Source organism: Mycobacterium europaeum (assembly GCF_002102155.1).
GTDB lineage: Bacteria > Actinomycetota > Actinomycetes > Mycobacteriales > Mycobacteriaceae > Mycobacterium > Mycobacterium europaeum.
The window spans coordinates 19,048-39,189 of sequence record NZ_LQOU01000025.1 but is presented as its reverse complement, the minus strand read 5'-3'; the positions used below and the strand labels follow the sequence as shown (position 1 = coordinate 39,189).

The 20,142-nt window shown below is 70.5% G+C and carries 19 protein-coding genes and 1 pseudogene; 8 read left to right on the top strand and 12 right to left on the bottom strand.

The window, feature by feature from the left end:
• Positions 1 to 404: 404 nt before the first annotated feature.
• Positions 405 to 1,784 (top strand): NAD(P)/FAD-dependent oxidoreductase, encoded by a 1,380-nt coding sequence (locus AWC03_RS12120; RefSeq protein WP_085240715.1) that lies wholly within the window; start codon positions 405 to 407, stop codon positions 1,782 to 1,784.
• Here AWC03_RS12120 and AWC03_RS12115 read toward each other — a convergent pair.
• From AWC03_RS12115 to AWC03_RS12090, 6 genes are all read right to left on the bottom strand, one after another.
• Complete coding sequence (locus AWC03_RS12115) at positions 1,781 to 3,007, bottom strand: O-succinylhomoserine sulfhydrylase (RefSeq protein ID WP_085240714.1); 1,227 nt, start codon at positions 3,005 to 3,007, stop codon at positions 1,781 to 1,783. The two genes, AWC03_RS12120 and AWC03_RS12115, sit on opposite strands and share 4 nt — an antisense overlap.
• A complete protein-coding gene (locus AWC03_RS12110) occupies positions 3,004 to 3,429 on the bottom strand; it encodes a rhodanese-like domain-containing protein (protein ID WP_085240713.1) in 426 nt (141 codons plus the stop codon). The genes AWC03_RS12115 and AWC03_RS12110 overlap by 4 nt, the downstream gene beginning before the upstream one ends.
• Before the next feature lie 40 nt (positions 3,430 to 3,469).
• Positions 3,470 to 4,684, bottom strand: a complete 1,215-nt coding sequence (purT, locus tag AWC03_RS12105) for a formate-dependent phosphoribosylglycinamide formyltransferase (protein WP_085240712.1) — start codon at positions 4,682 to 4,684, stop codon at positions 3,470 to 3,472.
• Between the two features lie 44 nt (positions 4,685 to 4,728).
• A complete protein-coding gene (locus AWC03_RS12100; RefSeq protein WP_085240711.1) occupies positions 4,729 to 5,367 on the bottom strand; it encodes a PaaI family thioesterase in 639 nt (212 codons plus the stop codon).
• Positions 5,364 to 6,662: an adenylosuccinate synthase gene (locus AWC03_RS12095; RefSeq protein ID WP_085240710.1), complete on the bottom strand. Its 1,299-nt coding sequence runs from the start codon at positions 6,660 to 6,662 to the stop codon at positions 5,364 to 5,366. Before AWC03_RS12095 ends, AWC03_RS12100 begins: the two co-directional genes overlap by 4 nt.
• A 255-nt stretch (positions 6,663 to 6,917) precedes the next feature.
• Complete coding sequence (locus tag AWC03_RS12090) at positions 6,918 to 7,796, bottom strand: histidine phosphatase family protein (protein ID WP_085240709.1); 879 nt, start codon at positions 7,794 to 7,796, stop codon at positions 6,918 to 6,920.
• A 311-nt stretch (positions 7,797 to 8,107) separates the two neighbouring features.
• Here AWC03_RS12090 and AWC03_RS12085 point away from each other — a divergent pair, with 311 nt between their 5' ends.
• From AWC03_RS12085 to AWC03_RS12075, 3 genes are read left to right on the top strand one after another with little or no spacing between them, the layout of a single operon-like run.
• Positions 8,108 to 8,752: a peptidase M50 gene (locus AWC03_RS12085; protein ID WP_085240708.1), complete on the top strand. Its 645-nt coding sequence runs from the start codon at positions 8,108 to 8,110 to the stop codon at positions 8,750 to 8,752.
• A gap of 9 nt (positions 8,753 to 8,761) precedes the next feature.
• A complete protein-coding gene (locus AWC03_RS12080) occupies positions 8,762 to 9,535 on the top strand; it encodes a site-2 protease family protein (RefSeq protein WP_085240707.1) in 774 nt (257 codons plus the stop codon).
• Between the two features lie 40 nt (positions 9,536 to 9,575).
• Entirely contained in the window at positions 9,576 to 10,472 is an 897-nt protein-coding gene (locus tag AWC03_RS12075) for a cation diffusion facilitator family transporter (protein WP_085240926.1), read from the top strand.
• Here the strand turns inward: AWC03_RS12075 and AWC03_RS12070 are convergent.
• Complete coding sequence (locus AWC03_RS12070; RefSeq protein ID WP_085240706.1) at positions 10,469 to 10,882, bottom strand: DUF3151 domain-containing protein; 414 nt, start codon at positions 10,880 to 10,882, stop codon at positions 10,469 to 10,471. The two genes, AWC03_RS12075 and AWC03_RS12070, sit on opposite strands and share 4 nt — an antisense overlap.
• A 124-nt stretch (positions 10,883 to 11,006) precedes the next feature.
• Here AWC03_RS12070 and AWC03_RS12065 point away from each other — a divergent pair, with 124 nt between their 5' ends.
• Together AWC03_RS12065 and AWC03_RS12060 are read left to right on the top strand one after the other, a co-directional pair.
• Positions 11,007 to 11,837: an Rv0361 family membrane protein gene (locus AWC03_RS12065; RefSeq protein WP_085240705.1), complete on the top strand. Its 831-nt coding sequence runs from the start codon at positions 11,007 to 11,009 to the stop codon at positions 11,835 to 11,837.
• A 141-nt stretch (positions 11,838 to 11,978) separates the two neighbouring features.
• Positions 11,979 to 12,671, top strand: coding sequence for a DedA family protein (locus AWC03_RS12060; protein WP_085240704.1), 693 nt, complete (start codon positions 11,979 to 11,981; stop codon positions 12,669 to 12,671).
• A gap of 15 nt (positions 12,672 to 12,686) precedes the next feature.
• Here AWC03_RS12060 and AWC03_RS28110 read toward each other — a convergent pair whose 3' ends face one another.
• Both AWC03_RS28110 and AWC03_RS12050 read right to left on the bottom strand, forming a co-directional pair.
• Positions 12,687 to 14,036 (bottom strand): 3-oxoacid CoA-transferase, encoded by a 1,350-nt coding sequence (locus AWC03_RS28110; RefSeq protein WP_085240703.1) that lies wholly within the window; start codon positions 14,034 to 14,036, stop codon positions 12,687 to 12,689.
• On the bottom strand, positions 14,033 to 15,163 hold the full coding sequence (locus tag AWC03_RS12050; protein WP_085240702.1) for a glycoside hydrolase family 76 protein: 1,131 nt from the start codon (positions 15,161 to 15,163) through the stop codon (positions 14,033 to 14,035). The genes AWC03_RS28110 and AWC03_RS12050 overlap by 4 nt, the downstream gene beginning before the upstream one ends.
• A gap of 28 nt (positions 15,164 to 15,191) precedes the next feature.
• Between AWC03_RS12050 and AWC03_RS12045 the strand changes: the two genes are divergently transcribed.
• Together AWC03_RS12045 and eutC are read left to right on the top strand one after the other, a co-directional pair.
• A complete protein-coding gene (locus AWC03_RS12045) occupies positions 15,192 to 16,598 on the top strand; it encodes an ethanolamine ammonia-lyase subunit EutB (protein ID WP_085240701.1) in 1,407 nt (468 codons plus the stop codon).
• Positions 16,598 to 17,323, top strand: a pseudogene (gene eutC / locus AWC03_RS12040) (ethanolamine ammonia-lyase subunit EutC); the annotation flags it as partial. The gene AWC03_RS12045 and the pseudogene eutC, both read left to right, overlap by 1 nt.
• Here eutC and AWC03_RS12035 read toward each other — a convergent pair.
• From AWC03_RS12035 to AWC03_RS12025, 3 genes are read right to left on the bottom strand one after another with little or no spacing between them, the layout of a single operon-like run.
• Positions 17,298 to 18,488, bottom strand: coding sequence for a vWA domain-containing protein (locus AWC03_RS12035; protein ID WP_249025869.1), 1,191 nt, complete (start codon positions 18,486 to 18,488; stop codon positions 17,298 to 17,300). The pseudogene eutC and the gene AWC03_RS12035 sit on opposite strands and share 26 nt — an antisense overlap.
• Positions 18,489 to 18,494: 6 nt before the next feature.
• Positions 18,495 to 19,142 (bottom strand): SRPBCC family protein, encoded by a 648-nt coding sequence (locus tag AWC03_RS12030; RefSeq protein ID WP_085240698.1) that lies wholly within the window; start codon positions 19,140 to 19,142, stop codon positions 18,495 to 18,497.
• Positions 19,143 to 19,155: 13 nt separating this feature from the next.
• Complete coding sequence (locus tag AWC03_RS12025; RefSeq protein WP_085240923.1) at positions 19,156 to 20,043, bottom strand: AAA family ATPase; 888 nt, start codon at positions 20,041 to 20,043, stop codon at positions 19,156 to 19,158.
• Positions 20,044 to 20,142: the final 99 nt, after the last annotated feature.

The window sequence follows — 20,142 nt, the reverse complement described above, 5'->3', positions numbered from 1 at the left end:
GACGATGACGCGGCGCGGGCGGGCGCCATTTTTCGAAATCCGTTCGCGCAACGGGAATCACAACGTACACTTCCGCCATCGGGCAATCAGGTAGCCAATGAAATTGGCCTCTCAGAACGGGTGGTGTTGTGTCAAGATTCACCGGAAAAATTCTTCTCGCAGCGATGCTCGGCTTCACCGTATGCGCGGCTTCGGGTTGTACGACGCCGGTAACGGTTAATTGCGGGCCATCCTTGACCTGCCAATAATTCAGCGTGGCGGCCTGGTGCCGGATTGTCCTGTGCGACAGCCGGTTCTGTCGACCCTTGGGCCGATCGGGGTCGCGCCGTGACGTTCCCCCGGTCGAAGTCGTACGGTGGACATACATTCTGCGTCCAGAACGACACGGCCAATAAGGGGTGAGCATGTCTCGTCATCGCGTCGTCATCATCGGAAGTGGGTTCGGTGGCCTGAACGCCGCGAAGGCACTGAAACGCGCCGACGTCGACGTCACCCTGGTCTCGAAGACCACGACCCACCTGTTCCAGCCGTTGTTGTACCAGGTCGCCACCGGCATCCTGTCCGAAGGCGACATCGCCCCGACCACCCGGCTGATCCTGCGTCGGCAGAAGAACGTCCGGGTGCTGTGGGGGGAGGTCACCGACATCGACCTGACCGCCAAGACCGTGACGTCGCACCTGATGGGCATGGAGACGGTGACTCCGTTCGACAGCCTCATCGTGGCCGCCGGCGCCCAGCAGTCCTACTTCGGCAACGACCAGTACGCCGCCTTTGCGCCCGGCATGAAGAGCGTCGACGACGCCCTCGAGCTGCGGGCCCGCATCCTCGGCGCGTTCGAGGCCGCCGAGGTCGCCACCGACCCCGAGGAACGGCGGCGCCGGCTGACGTTCGTCGTCGTGGGCGCCGGGCCGACGGGCGTCGAGCTGGCCGGCGAGATCGTCCAACTCGCCGAGCGCACCCTGGCCGGGGCGTTCCGGACCATCACTCCCAGCGAATGCCGGGTCATCCTGCTCGACGCGGCGCCGGCGGTGTTGCCGCCGATGGGCGAGAACCTGGGCCTCAAGGCGCAACGCCGGCTGGAGAAGATGGACGTCGAGATCCAGCTCAACGCGATGGTGACCGCGGTGGACTACATGGGCATCACGGTCAAGGACTCCGACGGCACCGAGCGGCGCATCGAGTGCGCCTGCAAGGTGTGGGCGGCCGGCGTGCAGGCCAGCGGCCTAGGCAAGATGCTGGCCGAGCAGTCCGACGGCACCGAGACCGACCGCGCCGGGCGGGTGATCGTCGAGCCGGACCTCACCGTCAAGGGCCACCCCTACGTGTTCGTCGTCGGCGACCTGATGTCCGTCCCCGGGGTGCCGGGAATGGCCCAGGGCGCGATCCAGGGAGCGCACTACGTCAGCGCGCTGATCAAGGACGCGGTGAAGGGCCACGACGACCCGGCCAACCGCAAACCGTTCAAGTACTTCGACAAGGGCAGCATGGCCCTCATCTCGCGGTACAGCGCCGTCGCGAAGGTCGGCAAGCTGGAGTTCGGCGGTTTCATCGCCTGGCTGGCGTGGCTGCTGCTGCACCTGTACTACCTGATCGGCCACCGCAACCGCATCGCCGCGATGTTCGCCTGGGGCATCTCCTTTTTGGGGCGCAGCCGCGGCCAGATGGCCATCACCAGCCAGATGATGTACGCCCGCCCGGTGGTGGACTGGGTGGAGCGGCAAGCGCAGGAGGGCACGCTGGCCGCGGCCGAACGCATCGAAGCGGCCGAGAAGCAGGCCGGCTAGCTCAGCGCCCGGTCGAGGTCGGCGATCAGGTCGTCGGTGCCTTCCAGCCCGACGGAGATCCGGACCACGTTGTCGCCGAGGCCGATCGCCGCGCGACCCTCCGGGCCCATCGCGCGGTGGGTGGTGGTGGCGGGATGTGTGACAAGGGATTTGGCGTCGCCCAGGTTGTTGGAGATGTCGATCAGCCGCAGCTTGTCCAGCACCTCGAAGGCCCGCTGTTTGGCCTTGGCGTCGGGGCAGTCCAGCGCGAAGGTGATCACCGTGCCGCCACCGGACATCTGGCGCTTGGCCAGGTCGTATTGTGGGTGCGACGGCAGATACGGGTAGCGCACCCAACTCACCGCGGGATGGGTCTCCAAGAATTCCGCGATGCGGTGCGCCGAGGAATTGCTGTGCTGGACCCGGATAGCCAGCGTCTCAAGGCCTTTCACCAATACCCAGGCGTTGAACGCGCTCATCGCCGGTCCGGTGTGCCGCATCAGCTTCTGCACCGGGCCGTCGATGTACTCCTTGTCGCCGAGGATCGCGCCGCCCAGCACCCGGCCCTGACCGTCGATGTGCTTGGTGCCCGAGTACACCACCACGTCGACGCCCAGCGGGAGGCCCTGCTGCAGCAGCGGCGTGGCGAAGACGTTGTCCAGCACCACCTTTGCCCCCGCGGTGTGCGCGAGCTCGACCACCGCGGCGATGTCCACCAGCGACTGCATCGGGTTCGACGGGGTCTCGAAGAACACGGCCTGGGCGGGGACGGACAGCGTCCGCTCCCACTGCGCCAGGTCGTCGCCGTCGACGAAGACGGTCTCGACACCCCAGCGCGGCAGGATCTCGCTGCACACCACGAAGCAGGACCCGAACAGGCTGCGCGAGGCGACCAGCCGGTCCCCGGCGGCCAGCAGCGCGCCCAGCGAGGTGAACACCGCCGCCATCCCGCTCGCGGTGGCGAACGCCGCGGGCGCGCCCTCGATGAGGCGCAGCCGCTCCTCGAACATGGTCACGGTCGGGTTGCCGTACCGCGAGTACACGAAGTGGTCCAGCTCACCGGTGAACGAGCGCTCCGCGACGGCCGCCGAGGAGTAGACGTAGCCGGACGTCAAGAACATCGCCTCGGCGGTCTCGTCGAACTGCGACCGCAGCAGCCCGCCGCGCACGCCGATGGTGGCCGGGCTCACGCCGTCGGGCAGCGCCTTGGCCGCGCGGACGGGGTCGCCCGGCGGCGAGCTCACAGCTGCTTCCAGGGCAATCCGATGGCGCGCCAGCCGGACTCTCCGGCGGCGGCCGCGTGCCCTTCAAACCCTTCCAGCACGTTGTAGGCCGGGGTGATGCCGGCCCGGGTGGCGGCCTCGGCCGCGCCGATGGAGCGGTTGCCCGAGCGGCACAGGAAGACCACCGGCCGATCGGCCTCGGTGTCGGGGACGCGGTCGCGGAGCTCGTCGGTGAAGTTGGCGTTGAGCCTGCCGTCGGAGGTGTTCCATTCGATGAACACCGCCTCGCGGCCCAGGCTGGACAGGTCGGGCACGCCGACGAACCGCCATTCGGCGTCGGTGCGCACGTCGACCAGCACCGCATCGGGGTTGTCGCTGAGCAGCTGCCATGCCTGCTGGGGCGTGATGTCTCCGGCGTAGGGGCCCGGGCGCTCTGTGCTCATGACCCCGAATCGTAACGAGGTGACCGCGCCGGGGGATAACTCAGTGCGCGGGGTCGCGCGCGGCCAGCCGGCTGGCGACCTCACGGGCGCGGTCGCGGGCCGCCGCCACCTCGGGGGCCGTCGCCAACGCCTGGAACCCCCGCCCGACGACGCGCAGGTCGCTCTCCGGCACGCTCAGCGCCCGGCCCAGCGCGGCCGCCGGCGCGTCGGCGCGCTCCACCCGGTGCGCCGCGCCCGGCGAAATCATCATGGTGTCCACCGGCAGGCCCAGGACGGCGCGGGCCTGCAGCTCGAACGCCGACAGCCGCTGGCTGCGCACCGTCGCCCAGACGCTGTCGGCGGGGCCGGGCGCGACGTCGGCGAAGTACACCTCGTCGCCGTTGACCATCAACTCGACGGCGAACACGCCGCGCCCGCCGAGCGCCTTGACGATGCGCGCGGCAATCGACTTGGCGGCGTCCATCGCCGCCGGGCTCATCTTCTGCGGTTGCCACGACTCCAGCCCGTCGTCATGGCCGCCGCGATGGCCGATGGGCGAGCAGAACTCGATCACCGGCCCGTGCGGCCCGTCGCTGCGGACCGCCAGCAAGGTGACGTAGAACTCGACCTCGACCACGGATTCGGCCAGCACGCGGTGCTGTTCGCCCGGGCCTGAAGTGGCGCGCTGCCAGGCCGGCGCGATGTCGTCGGGCCCCGACGCCACCGACTGCCCCCGCCCGGCGGCCGCATGCGCCGGGCGCACCAGCAGCGGGTAACCGGCGTGGGCGCCCACCGCCTCGAGTTCCGCGACGGAGCCGACGAACCAGAACGGCGCCGTGGGCAGCCCCAGCTCGTCGGCGGCCAGCCGGCGCAGGCCCTCGCGATCGCCGGTGAGCCGCACGGCGCGGGCGCTGGGCACCAACTGGGTGTGCGCGTCCTCGAGGGCCTCGAGCGCCCGGGGCGCGACCGCGTCGGTGGCGGTGACGACGACGTCGGGCCGCAGCCCCCGGACCGCGGCGGCCAGCTCGTCGGCACCGGTCATCGGGACCACCAGCGCCTGATCGGCCACCCCGTGCGCGGGCGCGTCCGCGCGCTCGTCGACGGCGATCACCCGAGCGCCCAGGCGCCGCAGGGCGATCGCCAGTTCCCGGCTGAGCTCACCGGCACCCAGCAACACCACCCGGGGCCCGGCGGCGGCCCGGTCGGCCGGGGCTTGCGGGGGCACGGCGAGCACCGTCGTCCTGTCGTCTTGTCCTTGGGTCGGGCCGTCAGTCACCGCTCAAGGATAGGTCGGCGGCGCGGGTGGCAGGCCCGAGCGCGCTAGGGCTGACCCGGCAGCAGCCGCACCATCAGCCCGTTTGCCTCGGCCAGGACCGCGTCGGCGCCGTCGAGCAGTTCCGCGGCCACGAACGCCTTGCGGCCCTCGGTGCTCGTGACGCGGCCGCGCACCACCAGCGGCGCGTCGATCGGGGTGACCTTGCGGTAGTCCACGTGCAGGAAGGCCGTCCGGCTGATCGGCCGCCCCGCGGCGTGCGAAATCATGCCGAACATGTGGTCGAACAGCAGCGGCAGCACGCCGCCGTGCACGGCGTGGTTTCCGCCGACGTGAAACCGGCTGAAGTGCCCGGTCATCTCGACCCCGTCCGGCGCGTAGCGGGTCAGCGTCCACGGCGGCAGCAACAGGCTGCCCATGCCGGGCAGGTCGGGTGTGCGCCCGGCCGGCGCCTTACCCTCGTCGGCCTCGAACGGGGTGAGCAGCCGCACCAGGGCGGCGGCGCGGTCGGCCGCGTCGTCCCACACATCGTCGCCGGGGTCGGCGGACACGGCGAGGTCCTGTAGCGCGCGCATGGCCGCGACGAAGCGGCCGAATCCGGGGCCGGGGCTGGCCGGTCCGTATTCGGGAAAGCCGCCGTGGTGGTCGTATTCGGGATCGAGCTGTTTGGGATCCGGCTCCGTCACGGGCGGGCCGCCAGGACGTCGCGGCGCACGATCGTCTGTTCCCGTCCCGGGCCGACGCCGATGCACGAAACATGAGCGCCCGCAAGCTCTTCCAGCCGCAGCACGTAGTCGCGCGCCTTGGCGGGCAGGTCGTCGAATTCGCGCGCCGTCGAGATGTCCTCCCACCAGCCCGGCAGCTCCTCGTAGATCGGCTCGGCGCGGTGCAGGTCGGTCTGCGTCATCGGCATGTCGTTGGTGCGCTCGCCGTCGATCCGGTAACCGACGCAGATCGGGACCGTTTCCAGGCTGGACAGCACGTCGAGCTTGGTCAGGAAGAAGTCGGTGATGCCGTTGACCCGCGTGGCGTAGCGAGCGACGACGGCGTCGAACCAGCCGCAGCGGCGCCGCCGCCCGGTGGTGACGCCGAACTCGCCGCCGGTCTTGGACAGGTATTCGCCGTTCTCGTCGAACAGCTCGGTGGGGAACGGCCCGGAGCCCACCCGGGTGGTGTAGGCCTTGAGGATCCCGAGCACGGTGGTGATGCGGGTGGGGCCGATGCCCGACCCGACCGCGGCGCCGCCGGCGGTCGGATTCGACGACGTCACATAGGGATACGTGCCGTGGTCGACGTCGAGCAGGGTGCCCTGCGAACCCTCCAGCAGCACCGTTTCGCCGGTCTCGAGCGCGGCGTTGAGCAGCCGCCGGGTGTCGCGGATGCGGTGGCGGAAGCCCTCCGCCTGCTCCAGGAGGGACTCGACGACCTGCTGCGGGTCCAGCGCCTTGCGGTTGTAGATCTTGACCAGGATCTGGTTCTTCAGCTCGAGTGCGGCCTCGACCTTGTGGGTCAGCTGCTCGGGGTCGAGCACGTCGGCGACCCGGATGCCCTGGCGGGCGATCTTGTCCTGGTAGCACGGCCCGATGCCGCGGCCGGTGGTGCCGATCTTCTTGTTGCCCATGTAGCGCTCGGTGACCTTGTCGATGGCCACGTGGTAGGGCAACAGCAGGTGGGCGTCGGCGGAGATGAGCAGCTTGGTGGTGTCCACGCCGCGGTCCTCGAGGCCCTGGAGCTCGTCGAGCAGCACCCCGGGGTCGACCACCACCCCGTTGCCGATGACGTTGGTGACGCCCGGGGTGAGCACCCCCGACGGGATCAGGTGCAGCGCGAAGTTCTCGCCGCTGGGCAGGACGACGGTGTGGCCGGCGTTGTTGCCCCCCTGATAGCGCACCACCCACTGCACGCGCCCACCGAGCAGGTCAGTGGCCTTACCTTTGCCCTCGTCGCCCCATTGGGCGCCGATGAGGACGATTGCCGGCATGACTCGCTCCCGCCTGCTTACTGTGGTTCGACTGGCAACGCGCCGTATCTTGCGGCGCTGCAACGGTTTGCGGCATCACCCGGTGGCTCGAGCTGCCGACCCGCACCGGCGCCTCGGTTGACCACTGCGGGACCGTGCGCGTAGCTGGAGGCATCTTTGCTTGCCGCGCTCACGTGGCGATCCTAAACGTCGGGCGGCGACGTACCTGCGCCAAGGGCCGTTTGGCCCCGACTCGTGTCCCGGGTCGGGCCCGGCTCACGGCGTCGCGGGCGGTTTAGCCGCGCATACCCCGCCGGCGGTCGGCTCGTCCAACATCAGGCACAGGGGCTGCCTGGGGTCGCGGCCGGTCCGCTTGGCGGCCCAGCCCGGCCACACCGGTTTCCCGTTCCAGCTGACCAGCCTCCAGCCATCGTGCGGGTTGCCCTGGATCACGACGATGCCGGCGTTGGGCAGCGGGTCGAAGAGCAGGAGCAGCGGATCGGGGTTCTTGACGGTCATCATCGTCCCGACGCCGATCGCGAACTCGCTGGAGAACGCCACTTCGGTGATCTGACCGCCCGCGGTCCGGACCGGGTTGGCCATGGCGTTGCCGTACATCAGTTGCAGGGTGTCGTTGAAGCGGCCCGCGTCGGTGACGGCGTTGCCGTACATCGTTTGCAGCGCGCCGTTGAAGCGGTTGTGGAATTCGAACCCGTTGGTGTCGGCGGAGCCCGGGGCCAGCATCGGCACGATGCGCAGCCCCAGCAGCCACGCCACCGGGCCCAGCAGGTAAACCAGCCCCGCGAGGCTGAACTGCGGGCGTCCGTTGAAAACGCCGGCGTCGATCTCGTTGAGCCCGGGCAGTGCCTGAACGTTCATCCCCAACGTGGCCGCCAGCGGCGCCGCGGTCTGCTGCGTCCTGATCAACTGCGAAGCGAAGATCCCGGCGAACGGGGCCTGTGCGGCGAGCACGTTGCCGACGTTCTGCGCCTGCTGCTGGCCGAGCGCAGTGAGTAGCGTTCCCGGCACCGCCGTGTCGATCACGCGCGCCGCGTTGGCCTCCGACTGCCCATGCCGCACCAGGTCGATCACGATCGATTCGTCGGCCGAGGCCGTCGCCGGCCCGACGCACAGCAGGACAGCCGACAGCGCCACCGCGCCAACACCGCGGAGTTGCTTGGTCAGCAATGGACGCGCGTGGGGCCGGTACCGGAGAGGGGCGGCGCGGTTCGCGCGGTTGAGAAGACGGCGATGAGGCGGCGAATGGCAGTTCTCCGTTCTGTTGGCCACCCATTCGTTGACCCCGTGGCAGGAGTAAAGTATCCGGCTGTTACCGTGCGGCGGCGCAACAACTTTCGTAGTCCGAAACCATGTTGTGACTGTGTCGTGACGACGAGATCATGGCGCGCCCAAATGGTCTGGCCGCCCAGCGGACGAGAAGCATTGGAATACAAGGGTATTGGCTGATGAGGCAAGAAGATCGCGCCGTAGCGGTGTTGCTGTTCGGCGATCGTCGTGCGCCGCGCCCATTGACCGGTTCGCCCCTGCGCCGCGTCGTCGATGTGGCCGACGTGGACGCCGCGATCGGGCCGCACCGACGGCTGGTGGTGGTCGGCGGCGACGCCGACCTGGCGACCGTGCTGACCCGGCTGCTGCGCGCCGGCCGGCTCGACGTGGAGGTGGCCTACGTGCCGCGCCGCCGCACGCGAGCGAGCCGCGTCTACCGCCTGCCCGCCGGGCGGCGGGCGGCGCGGCGCGCCCGGCGGGGGGCCGCCCGGCGGGTGACCCTGGTCCGCGACGAGACCGGGTCGGTGGTCGTCGGGCGGGCCGGCTGGGTGCCCGCGCAGGGGCCGCTCCTGCACGGCGAGGCGGTCGTCGACGACACCACATTGTTCGACGGCGACGCCCCCGCCGTCGACATCGAGCCGACGCTGGCCCTGCCGGGCCTGCGCGCCCGCGTGCCGACGGGCTGGCGCCGCTGGGTGGCCGGGCGCGCGGTCCAGCTGGGCAGCACCGGCGTCACCGTGGTGCGCGATGGCGTGCCCGCGCCGCGCCCGGCGCGCCGGTCGTCGTTCTACCGCAACGTCGAAGGCTGGTTGGCGGTCCGCTAGTTTCGACCGGTGAGCCTGCCCGCCCGGCGTGAATCGGTGCGCCCCAGTCCCATCTTCCTGGCCCTGCTGGCCCTGACGGCGACCGGCGGCGTGCTGGCGTGGCTGGCGGGCAGCACCGTGCGGCCCCTGGCGTACTTCGGGGTGTTCACCTTCGTCATCGCCGGCTGGCTGGTGTCGCTGTGCCTGCACGAATTCGGCCACGCCGTGACCGCTTGGCGATTCGGCGACCACGACGCCGCCGTCCGCGGGTACCTGACGCTGGATCCGCGCCGCTACAGCCATCCGGCGCTGTCGCTCCTGCTGCCGATGGTGGTCATCGCGCTGGGCGGGATCGGCCTGCCCGGCGCCGCGGTGTACGTGCGGACCTGGTTCATGACGCCGCGCCGGCGCACCATGGTCAGCCTGGCGGGCCCGGCGGCCAACCTGGTGCTGGCGGTGCTGCTGCTGGCACTGACGCGGCTGTTCTATGACCCGTTCCACCAGGTGCTGTGGGCCGGGGTGGCGTTCCTGGGGTTCCTGCAGCTGACGGCGGTGGTGCTGAACGTGCTGCCCATCCCGGGCCTGGACGGCTACGACGCCCTGGAACCGCACCTGAGCCCCGAGACGCAGCGCGCGGTGGCGCCGGCCAAACAGTGGGGCTTCGTCATCGTGCTGTTCCTGCTGTTGCCGGCCAGCCACTGGTTCTTCCAGCTGGTGCTCTGGCTGTTCGAGTTCTCCGGGGTGCAGCCCTGGCTGGTGTCCGCGGGCAACCTGCTGACCCGGTTCTGGAGCCGCTGGATTTGACCCTTGCCATATATGCGTGGATCCGCATATATTGCACGCCATGGGTGCCGGTCACAACCACAGTCCCGCCGAGACCGACGGGTCCCGGCTGATTCCCCGCATGATCGCCGCCGCCGCGATACTGGCGGCGTTTTTCGTGGTGGAGCTGACCACCTCGTTGCTGATCAACTCCATCGCGCTGCTGGCCGACGCCGGGCACATGCTGACCGACGTCGTCGCCGTCTTCATGGGCCTGGCCGCGGTGACGCTGGCCCGCCGGGGCAGCTCGTCGCCGTCGCGGACCTACGGCTGGCACCGGGCCGAGGTGTTCACCGCGGTCGCCAACGCGGGGCTGCTGATGGGCGTCGCCCTGTTCATCCTCTGGGAGGCGATCCAGCGGCTCAGGGAGACGCCGTCGATCCCCGGCGTGCCGATGATCGTGGTCGCGCTGGCGGGGCTGCTGGCCAACCTGGTGGTCGCGCTGCTGCTGCGGTCCCACTCGGGGCAGAGCCTGGCGGTCAAGGGCGCCTACATGGAGGTGGTCGCCGACAGCGTCGGCAGCCTGGGCGTGCTGATCGCCGGTGTGGTGACCGTGACGACGCACTGGCCCTACGCCGACGTGGTGGTCGCCGTGCTCGTCGCGCTGTGGGTGCTGCCGCGGGCGATCTCGCTGGCCCGCGACGCGTTGCGCATCCTCTCCGAATCGTCACCGACCCACATCGACGTCGAGGAGCTGCGCTCCGCGCTGGGCGCCCTCAACAGCGTGACCGAGGTGCACGACCTGCATGTCTGGACGCTGTCGCCCGGCAAGGACATGTGCACCGCGCACCTGCGCAGCGACGGCGACTCCGCCCGGGTGCTGCAGGACGCCCGGGCGGTGCTGTCGGCCCGCGGGCTGGAACACGCCACCGTCCAGATCGACACCCCGGGCGACACGGGGTGTTCGGAGACCTTCTAGAGCCCCAGCGCCGGGCGCGCCGCGGGGTCGCAATCGTCGAGCAGGTCCAGGCAGCGCTGGTACTCGTCGGACTCGCCGATCGTGTCGGCGGCCCGGGCCAGCGCCGCCACGCAGCGCAGGAACCCGCGGTTGGGTTCGTGCGCATACGGGACCGGGCCGAAACCCTTCCAGCCGTTTCGCCGCAGCTGGTCCAGGCCCCGGTGATAGCCGGTGCGGGCGTAGGCGTAAGCGGTGATGGCCCGGTCGTCGGCCAGCGCCTGCTCGGCCAGCGCCGCCCAGGCCACCGACGCCGACGGGTGCGCGGCGGCGACGATCCCGGGCTTCTCGCCGGCGAGCAGTTCCGCCTCGGCGTCGGGATCGCCCGGCAGCAGGGTCGGTTCTGGTCCAAGAAGGTCTCGCATCGGCGTCATGGCTCTTATACTCCCAGCCGCCCCTTTTCCCGGGGCCGCCGGACCTCGACGATCACCCCATCCAGGGGCGATGGTCGCTAAGCTCTCCAACTAGCCCACCCGATAGCGGAGGACAGCTGTACTCATGCCCCAGCCACCCGAGCCCGACCGCGGCGGCACGCCGAATCCGCGCGGGCACGAATGGGCCGCGTCGTCAGGCGAGGACGCGACCGAGAGCGTCCCGCTGGTACCGAGCGACTCCGAGACCGAGACCGTGGTGATCAGACCCGAATCGGGCGGCGATCCGGTGGATCCCGCCGACGACCCGGACGGCGCGCAGCGCGAACGGCGCTTCACCGCGCCGGGTTTCGATGCGAAAGAGACCACGGTGATCGCCACCACGCCGGAGCCCGCCACCGAGGTCTTCGCCTCGCCGCCACAGGGCATGCCCGCACAGCCCGGCCTGCATCCCAAACCCGCTGTGCCGCAGTCGATCCCGCCGCGCCTCGGCGCGAAGCTGCGCACCTCCCGGCAGTTCAACTGGGGCTGGGTGCTGGCGCTGGTGCTGATCGTTTTGGCGCTGGCCGCGATCGCGATCCTGGGCACCGTGCTGCTCACCCGCGGCAAGCACACGAAAGTGTCGCAGGAGGACCAGGTTCGGACCACCATCCAGAGCTTCGACACCGCGATCCAGAAGGGCGACCTGACCACGCTGCGCACCATCACCTGCGGCACCACCCGCGACGGCTATGCGGACTACGACGAGCACCAGTGGGACGAGACCTACCGTCGCGTCTCGGTGGCCAAGCAGTACCCGGTGATCGCCAGCATCGACCAGGTGGTGGTCAACGGCCAGCACGCCGAGGCCAACGTCACCACGTTCATGGCCTACGACCCGTCGCTGCGCTCGACGCGCAGCCTGGACCTGCAGTACCGCGACGACCAGTGGAAGATCTGCCAGTCGGCCAGCGGCTAACTCGATTCCCGCGCCGAGTGTGAAGCTAGCTTCACGTTGGGCGCCGAATGTGAAGCTAGCTTCACACTCGAGCGGTTCGGGCATGTGCTCCTCCTGGCGACCGGCCCATCCGGTATCGCAACACCGGTATGTTGAACCATCGTGAGCACCACGGTGACGGCCCTGCCCCACATCTTCGACCCGATGTACTGGCTGGGCGCCGACGGCGTCTTCGGGTCCGCGGTGCTGCCCGGCATCCTGCTCATCGTCTTCATCGAGACCGGCCTGCTGTTCCCGCTGCTGCCCGGCGAATCGCTGCTGTTCACCGGCGGTCTGCTGGCCGCGCACCCCAACCCGCCGGCCAGCATCTGGGTGCTGGCCCCGGCCGTGGCCACCGTGGCGATCCTGGGCGACCAAACCGGGTATTTCATCGGCCGGCGGATCGGGCCGGCGCTGTTCAAGAAGGAAGATTCCCGGTTCTTCAAGAAGCACTACGTGACCGAGTCGCACGCCTTCTTCGAGAAATACGGGCCGTGGGCGATCATCCTGGCGCGGTTCGCGCCGTTCGTGCGGACGTACGTCCCGGTGGTCGCCGGGGTGTCCTACATGCGCTACCCGGTGTACCTGGGCTTCGACATCGTCGGCGGCATCCTGTGGGGCGGCGGCGTCACGCTGGCCGGCTACTTCCTGGGCTCCGTGCCGTTCGTGCACCACAACCTGCAGAAGATCCTGCTGGCCATCCTGGTCATCTCCCTGATGCCGGCGTTGATCGCGGCCTGGCGGACCTACCGGGGCCGGCGGCATGTGGCGGCCGAGCCCGACAAGCACCCCGAGCGGCTGACGGCACCCGAGTAGCCGGCGGTGTTCGGCTCAGATCGCGACGTTGAAATCGCAGCCGGTTTTGGCGCGGACCTCCTCGACCGTCACCCCGGGATGCAGTTCGGTCAGCGTCAGCCCCTGTCCCGGCTCGACGTCGAAAACGCACAGGTTGGTGATGATCATGTCGACCACGCCCTTGCCGGTCAGCGGCAGCGAGCATTGCCGCAGGATCTTGGGGCTGCCGTCTTTGGCGGTGTGGTCCATGGTCACGATCACCCGCTTGACACCCGACACCAGGTCCATCGCGCCGCCCGGCCCCTTGACCATCTTGCCCGGCACCATCCAGTTGGCCAGGTCGCCGTTCTCCGCGACCTCCAGGGCGCCCAGGATGGAAAGGTCGATGTGGCCACCGCGGATCATCGCGAACGAATCGGCGCTGCTGAAGAAGCTGGATCCGGGGAGGGTGGTGATGGTCTGCTTCCCCGCGTTGATGAGATCGGGGTCGACGGCGTCCTCGCTCGGGTAGGCCCCGATGCCGAGTAGGCCGTTCTCGGATTGCAGCGTGACGCTGATGTCGTCGGGAATGAAGTTGGCCACCAACGTCGGAATCCCGATCCCCAGGTTGACGTAGTAGCCGTCGCGCAACTCCCGGGCGGCGCGTTGGGCCATCCGCTCGCGGATGGGGCTGTCGTGCTTGAGCGCGGCGCCGCCGCTGGTGGTGCGGAACTCGATGCGCTTCTCGTAGTCGGTGCCCTGGATGATCCGGTCCACGTAGATGCCGGGGGTATGGATCAGGTCAGGGTCGAGCTCGCCGACCTCGACCAGCTCTTCCACCTCGGCGACCGTCACGGCGCCGCAGGTGGCGATCATCGGGTTGAAGTTGCGCGCGGTCTTGCGGTAGACGAGGTTGCCGGCCTTGTCGCCCTTCCAGGCCTTGACGAGCGCCACGTCGGCCCGGATGCCCTCTTCCAGAACGTATTCGGTGCCGTCGAAGACCCGGGTGTCCTTGCCTTCAGCGAGATTGGTTCCGTAGGCCGTGCGGGTGTAGAAGCCGGGGATGCCGGCGCCGCCGGCGCGCAACTTCTCCGCGAGCGTGCCCTGCGGCGTCAGCACCAGGTCCAGCTCGCCGGCCAAGACCTGGCGCTCGAATTCCTTGTTCTCGCCGACATAGGAGGCGATGACCTTCCGCACCTGCCTGCCCTTGAGCAGCAGACCCATCCCGAAATCGTCCACTCCGGCGTTGTTTCCGACGATGGTGAGGTCCTTGATGCCGCTGTCGACCAGCGCCTGGATCAGCTTCTCCGGAATGCCGCACAGACCGAAACCGCCGGACGCGACGGTGATGCCGTCGTGCAGCAGCCCGTGCAGAGCCGACTCGGCGTCGGGGTGGACTTTACTCACTGAGCGCTCCTGTCCTGGTGCGACGGTTCGGCGGTGACGTTACAGGCGGCCTCCATCAGCATCCACGCCGACAGCTGCACCGACAGGTCCCGTTCGGCGACCTCGGAACTGTTCACCGCGCCGTCGACGGACCGGGCCTCCTCGCCGGCCCGGGTGGGCAGCTGCGCGTCGCGGTCCCAGAACGGCCCGAACAGCGGCAGCCCGTCCACGGTTTGCCGGTAGTCCCACGCCGACTTCGCGCTGGCCAGCACGATCCGGCGCGCGGTCTCGCGGGCGGCGGCGTCCTCGGCCGAATCGCCCGGCAGGGTGGTGGCCACCAGCGCGAGGTAGCGCGCGGTGATGCCGGCGAACAGGCCGCCGTCCCCGCCGCCGGCGCCGGCCAGCACGCCCGCCGGGGCCATGTGCTCGCCGACGGCCGCGACCAGCCGGTGCACCCGGGGCGCGTGTCGGTCGTCATGGGTGCGCGCCGCGAGTTCGGTTTCCAGCCCGAGCACCACGCCCTGGCAATAGGTGTACTGGGCGCGGACCAGGGAGCCGGCCTTGATGCCGTCGAACACCAGGTGCGTCTCCGGGTCGATCAGGGTCTCGTCGATCCAGTCGGCCATCTGCTGGGCGCGCCGCATCCGGTCGGAGTAGCGGGCCAGGAAGATCCCGGCCGGGCCGTTGGCCGGGGCGTTGAAGAACTGCTCCCCCTTGCGCCACGGGATGCCGCCGCCGTCCTCGGGCACCCAGGCGTCGAGGAACTGCTCGGCCAGCTTGGGCAGGGCGCGGTGGCGCTCGACGCCCGCGATGCGGGCGGCGCGTTCCAGCGCCAGCGCCAGCCACGCCATGTCGTCGTAGTAGTTGTTGGTCCAGCGGAAGTTGTTGCGCAGCCGGTGCGAGCGGACCTGCCGGTTGATGCTGGTGTGCCGCTGCGGTTGCGGGTCACGCAGCTGCGCGTCGACCAGGCAGTCCAGCAGGTGCGCCTGCCACCAGTAGTGCCACGTCCCGAACGACGAGTCGCGCCGCGTCGGCGGCCAGGCCACCACGCCCAGCTGGGTCCCGGGCAGCCCCCACAGGCGTTTCAGGTGTCGTTGCGCGACAGCGGCTTCGGCGCTGGCCGCCCGGTTGGCCCATAGCTGATCCATAGTCCCCGATCCTGCCTCATACTGAAATATGCGCTACCGGCAAACCATTTCGGGGACCACGCACACCTTCTCCGGCCTGGTCGACGTGATGGCGAAGGCGACGCCGGTGCGCTCCGGCGACCAGCTCGCGGGGTGCGCCGCCGGTTCCGACGCCGAACGGGCCGCGGCCGCCTGGGTGCTGGCCGACCTGCCGCTGGCGACGTTCCTCACCGAGGCGGTCGTGCCGTACGAGACCGACGAGGTCACCCGGCTGATCATCGACGGTCACGATCGCGGGGCGTTCGGACCGATCGCGGGCCTGACCGTGGGCGGCTTCCGCGACTGGCTGCTGGACGCCGCCTGCCGCGACGACGCCGCGGCGCGGATCGCCGCGGTCTCCCCCGGGCTGACACCGGAAATGGTTGCGGCGGTGTCGAAGATCATGCGCAACCAGGACTTGATCCTGGTGGCCGCCGCGGCCGCGGCCACCGCGGCCTTCCGGACCACGATCGGATTGCCGGGCACGCTGGCGACCCGCCTGCAGCCCAACCACCCCACCGACGACCCGCGCGGGATCGCCGCGGCGGTGCTCGACGGCCTGTTGATGGGCTGCGGTGACGCGGTGATCGGCGTCAACCCCGCGACCGACTCGCCGCAGGCGGCGGCGGACCTGCTGCACCTGCTCGACGACATTCGCCAGCGGTTCGCGATTCCGGTCCAGTCGTGCGTGCTGTGCCACGTCACGACCACGATGGAGCTGATCGACCGGGGCGCGCCGGTCGACCTGGTCTTCCAGTCGATCGGCGGCACCGAGGGCGCCAATTCGTCGTTCGGGACGTCCGTCGCGATGTTGACCGAGGCCGACGAGGCCGCCCGGTCGTTGCGCCGCGGCACCGTCGGCGACAACGTCATGTACCTGGAGACGGGTCAGGGCGCGGCCCTGTCGGCCGGGGCCCACCTGGGGGTGGGCAACCAGCCGGTCGATCAGCAGACGCTGGAGGTGCGCGCCTACGGGGTGGCCCGCGCGCTGCAGCCGCTGCTGATCGACACCGTCGTCGGCTTCATCGGCCCGGAGTACCTCTACGACGGCAAGCAGATCATCCGCGCCGGGCTCGAGGACAACTTCTGCGGCAAACTGCTCGGCCTGCCGATGGGCGTCGACGTGTGCTACACCAACCACGCCGAGGCCGACCAGGACGACATGGACACGCTGCTCACCCTGCTGGGCGCGGCGGGCACCGCGTTCGTGATCACGGTGCCCGGCGCCGACGACATCATGCTGGGCTATCAGAGCCTGTCGTTTCACGACGCGCTGTACGTGCGAAAAGCGTTGGGGCTGCGGCCCGCACCCGAATTCGAGGCCTGGCTGGCCGGCCTGGGCATGGCCGACGCCGCCGGCCGGATCCTTCCCGTCGACCTCTCGACGTCGCCGCTGCGCGCGCTGGCGGGGGGCTGATGAGCGACCTGTGGGCGCCCCTGCGGGCCACCACGCAGGCGCGCATCGGGCTCGGGCGGGCGGGAAACTCGCTGCCGACCCGGCGCCTGCTGGAGTTCCAGGCCGCGCACGCCGCGGCGCGCGACGCCGTCCACGAGCCGCTCGACGTCGACGCGCTCACGGTGCGGCTGCGCGACATCGGCGCCGGACTCGGCGAGCCGCTGCGGGTGTGCAGCCGGGCGGCCTCGCGCGCCGAGTACCTGCGCCGGCCCGACCTCGGTCGCAGCCCGGCCGACCTGCCCAGCCTGCCGCACACCGGGGCGGACATCGGGATCGTCCTGGCCGACGGGCTCTCGCCGCGGGCGTTGACCGACCACGCCGCCGGCACGGTCGGCGCGCTGGTCCGCGAATTCGGCGGCCGCTACCGCATCGCGCCGCCGGTCATCGCCACCCAGGCGCGCGTCGCGCTGGGCGACCACATCGGCCAGGCCCTGGGCGTCACCACGGTTCTCGTGCTCATCGGCGAGCGCCCGGGCCTGTCGGTGGCCGACAGCCTGGGCATCTACCTGACGCACCGGCCGGCGCCGGGGCTCACCGACGCCGACCGCAACTGCGTGTCCAACATCCACCCGCCCGACGGCCTCGACTACGCGGCGGCGGCCGCGGTCACCGCCGCGCTGGTGGCCGCGGCCCGCAAGCTCGGCCGGTCGGGTGTCGTCCTCAAGGACACAACGCGAGCAGCAATTGGCGTAGCCCGGCCAGCGAACGCGCCGGCAGGAATAGATCGCAGTACGGCAGGGCCGCGGCCATCGAGCCGGCCAGCGGCTGGAACTCCTGCTGCGCCGCACGCGGATTGAGCCACACCACCACCTCGGCTCGGCGCCGCAGCCGTTCCATCGCGTGCGCGAGCGCATCGGGCGCAGCGCTGTCCCAGCCGTCCGAGGCGATGATCACCACGGCGCCGCGCAGCGCGTTGCCATGTGGCGGGGCCAGGAGGGCGGCCACGCTGCGTCCGATGAAGGTGCCGCCGTAGCGGTCGGTGACTTTGGCGTTGGCCCGTTGCAGCGCCACCTCGGCCGACCGGTGCGACAGCACCGGGGTGAGCCGGGTCAGCGACGTCGAGAACGCGAAGACCTCGGCGCGGGTTTGCGCCTGGCGCGACACCGCCCGCATCAAGTGCAGATACACCGCGGCATAGGGCTGCATCGAGCGGCTCACGTCGCAGACCAAGACGATTCGCCGGGGCTTGCGGCGGGGTCGCGCGCGGGCCAGCAGCACCGATTCCCAGCCGGTCTTGCGCGACGCGTTCATGGTGGCCCGCAGGTCGATTCGCTTGCCGGCGTGGCTGGGCTCGAATCGCAGGGTGCGCCGCTGCGGCCAACGCGCGACGGTCGCCTCCAGCCAGGTGCCGAGCAGGCGAAGGTCTTGCGCGTCGAAGCGGTCGAAGGGTTCGTCGGCCAGGGCGGCGATCCGGCTGGGCAGCACGTCCGGCAGCCGCAGGCTCGAGCCCGCGGTGTCGTCGGCGGCCGCCACCGCCCGCGTCGCCCACGGCAGCTTGTGGACGGAAGCAGACCCACTGGCGGCCGACCGCGGCGTGCCGGCCGCGGGCGTTTTGGGACCGGGCAGCGGCAGGGGGGGCTCCGGGCGGCCGGTGCCGTCGGGTTCGGCCGCGCCGAAGACCGCCGCGAAGAGCGCGTCGAAGGCGCCGAGATCCTCCATCCGGTTGACCAACGTCAGCCTGGCCGCCCAATACAGGTCGGTGGTGTTGCCCGGCGCCAGCACGCGCAGCGCCTGCACGAAGCTCGCGGGGCCGCTGGCGGACACCAGCACTCCCGCACCGCGCAGTCGCGCGACCAGTGCCGCCGCGAACGCCGCCAGATCGACGCCCCGCAACAACACGGGAGTGCCCACGGGGCGCTAACGCCTCCGGCCGAGCAACCAGCCCAGCACCAGCCCGACGAGCACGGCCAGCAGCAGCGGGGCGTACTTCTTGAGCTGATCTCCCCCGGCGAGCTCGAGCAGATCGATGGGCTCGGGCTCGGCGGCGGGGGCGGCGTGACGCGGCTCCGGGACGCGCCCGACCTGCGGGGGGCCCTCCGGGGTGGCCGGCGCCGCCCCTGATTCGGCGGCCAGCTTGGCTTCGAGCGACTCCACGAACTGCCCCAGCAGCTTCTCCGACACCTGCTGCAGCATGCCGCTGCCGAACTGGGCCAGCTTGCCGACGATCTTCAGATCGGTGTCAACGGAGACGCTGGTCTTATCGCCGTCCGGCTGTAGCTGGGCGGTGACCGTCGCGGCCGCGTTGCCGGTGCCGCGCGTCTCCTTGCCCTTGGCGTCGATGACCGCGCGGTACTGGCCGCGGTCCTGCTCGACGAAGCGCACCTTGCCGCTGAACTCGCTGGTCACCGGCCCCACCTTGACCTTGACCTTGCCGGAGTAGTCCTCGCCCTCGTGGCCGGTGAGCTGCGCGCCAGGCATCAGCGGGATCACCTGCTCCAGGTCGCACAGCACGTCCCACGCCTGGTCGATCGGCGCGCTGACGGTGAACCGGTTGGCGATCTTCATGCTGCGGGTCCTCTCACGTAAGGCGGCATTGCGCAAAACTCTTGTACGCGTCGCGGATCAGCGTACGGTCGTCCGGCGTCTTGGCCAGCGCCCCCAGGGTCATCAGTGCGGCCGGGTCCACCAGGTCCGCGACCCCGAGCGAGACCAGCGCGGCGACCCAGTCGATGGTCTCGGCCACCCCGGGCGGCTTGTCCAGGTCGAGATCGCGTGCGCTGCGGACGAATTGGGTGACATGCTCGATCAGCGGGGTGGCGGCGCCCGGCACCGTCCGGCGCACGATCGCGGCCGCCCGGGAAGCCTCCGGGTAGTCGATCCAGTGGTAAAGGCAGCGGCGGCGCAACGCGTCGTGCAAGTCGCGGCTGCGGTTGGAGGTGAGCACCGCGATGGGTGGCCGCTCGGCGACGAAGGTGCCCAGCTCGGGGACGGTGACGGCGGCTTCGCCGAGGAACTCCAGCAGCAGCGCCTCGAATTCGTCGTCGGCCCGATCGATCTCGTCGATCAGCAGCACCGGTGGGGTGGGGCCGCGGTGCCGCACGCAGCGCAGGATGGGCCGGTCAACGAGGTAGGCCTCGGTGTACAGATCGGCCTCGTCGAGCGCGTCCCCGCGGGCCTCGGCCAGCCGGATGGATAGCAACTGGCGCTGGTAGTTCCAGTCGTAGAGGGCCTCGTTCGCCGTCAGGCCCTCATAGCACTGCAGCCGGACCAACGGTGTATCCAACACCGCCGCAAGGGTTTTCGCCGCGGTGGTCTTGCCGACGCCCGGCTCGCCTTCCAGCAGCAACGGCCGGCCCAGCGTGACTGCCAGATAGATGGCGGATGCGGTCCCGGTGTCGAGCAGGTAGTCCCGCGCATCGAACCGGGCGATCACGTCACCGACGTCGCTGAACACCGCCGGCGTCATGCGCCGGCTTTCCCCGCGAACGCCGTGCGGCATCCGGGGCCGCAGAACCAGTAGTCGGTGCCGGCCAGCCGCAGATGCTCGGCGGCGGGGCCGATCGGC

Bases quoted from the DNA above. Each gene is read 5' to 3' on its own strand.
- AWC03_RS12075 (WP_085240926.1), top strand. From the start codon at position 9,576: ATGGGTGCCGGTCACAACCACAGTCCCGCCGAGACCGACGGGTCCCGG.
- AWC03_RS12120 (WP_085240715.1), top strand. From the start codon at position 405: ATGTCTCGTCATCGCGTCGTCATCATCGGAAGTGGGTTCGGTGGCCTG.
- AWC03_RS12065 (WP_085240705.1), top strand. From the start codon at position 11,007: ATGCCCCAGCCACCCGAGCCCGACCGCGGCGGCACGCCGAATCCGCGC.
- AWC03_RS12110 (WP_085240713.1), bottom strand. From the start codon at position 3,429: ATGAGCACAGAGCGCCCGGGCCCCTACGCCGGAGACATCACGCCCCAG.
- AWC03_RS12045 (WP_085240701.1), top strand. From the start codon at position 15,192: ATGCGCTACCGGCAAACCATTTCGGGGACCACGCACACCTTCTCCGGC.
- AWC03_RS12095 (WP_085240710.1), bottom strand. From the start codon at position 6,662: ATGCCGGCAATCGTCCTCATCGGCGCCCAATGGGGCGACGAGGGCAAA.
- AWC03_RS12070 (WP_085240706.1), bottom strand. From the start codon at position 10,882: ATGACGCCGATGCGAGACCTTCTTGGACCAGAACCGACCCTGCTGCCG.
- AWC03_RS12025 (WP_085240923.1), bottom strand. From the start codon at position 20,043: ATGACGCCGGCGGTGTTCAGCGACGTCGGTGACGTGATCGCCCGGTTC.
- AWC03_RS12050 (WP_085240702.1), bottom strand. From the start codon at position 15,163: ATGGATCAGCTATGGGCCAACCGGGCGGCCAGCGCCGAAGCCGCTGTC.
- AWC03_RS12030 (WP_085240698.1), bottom strand. From the start codon at position 19,142: ATGAAGATCGCCAACCGGTTCACCGTCAGCGCGCCGATCGACCAGGCG.
- AWC03_RS12085 (WP_085240708.1), top strand. From the start codon at position 8,108: ATGAGGCAAGAAGATCGCGCCGTAGCGGTGTTGCTGTTCGGCGATCGT.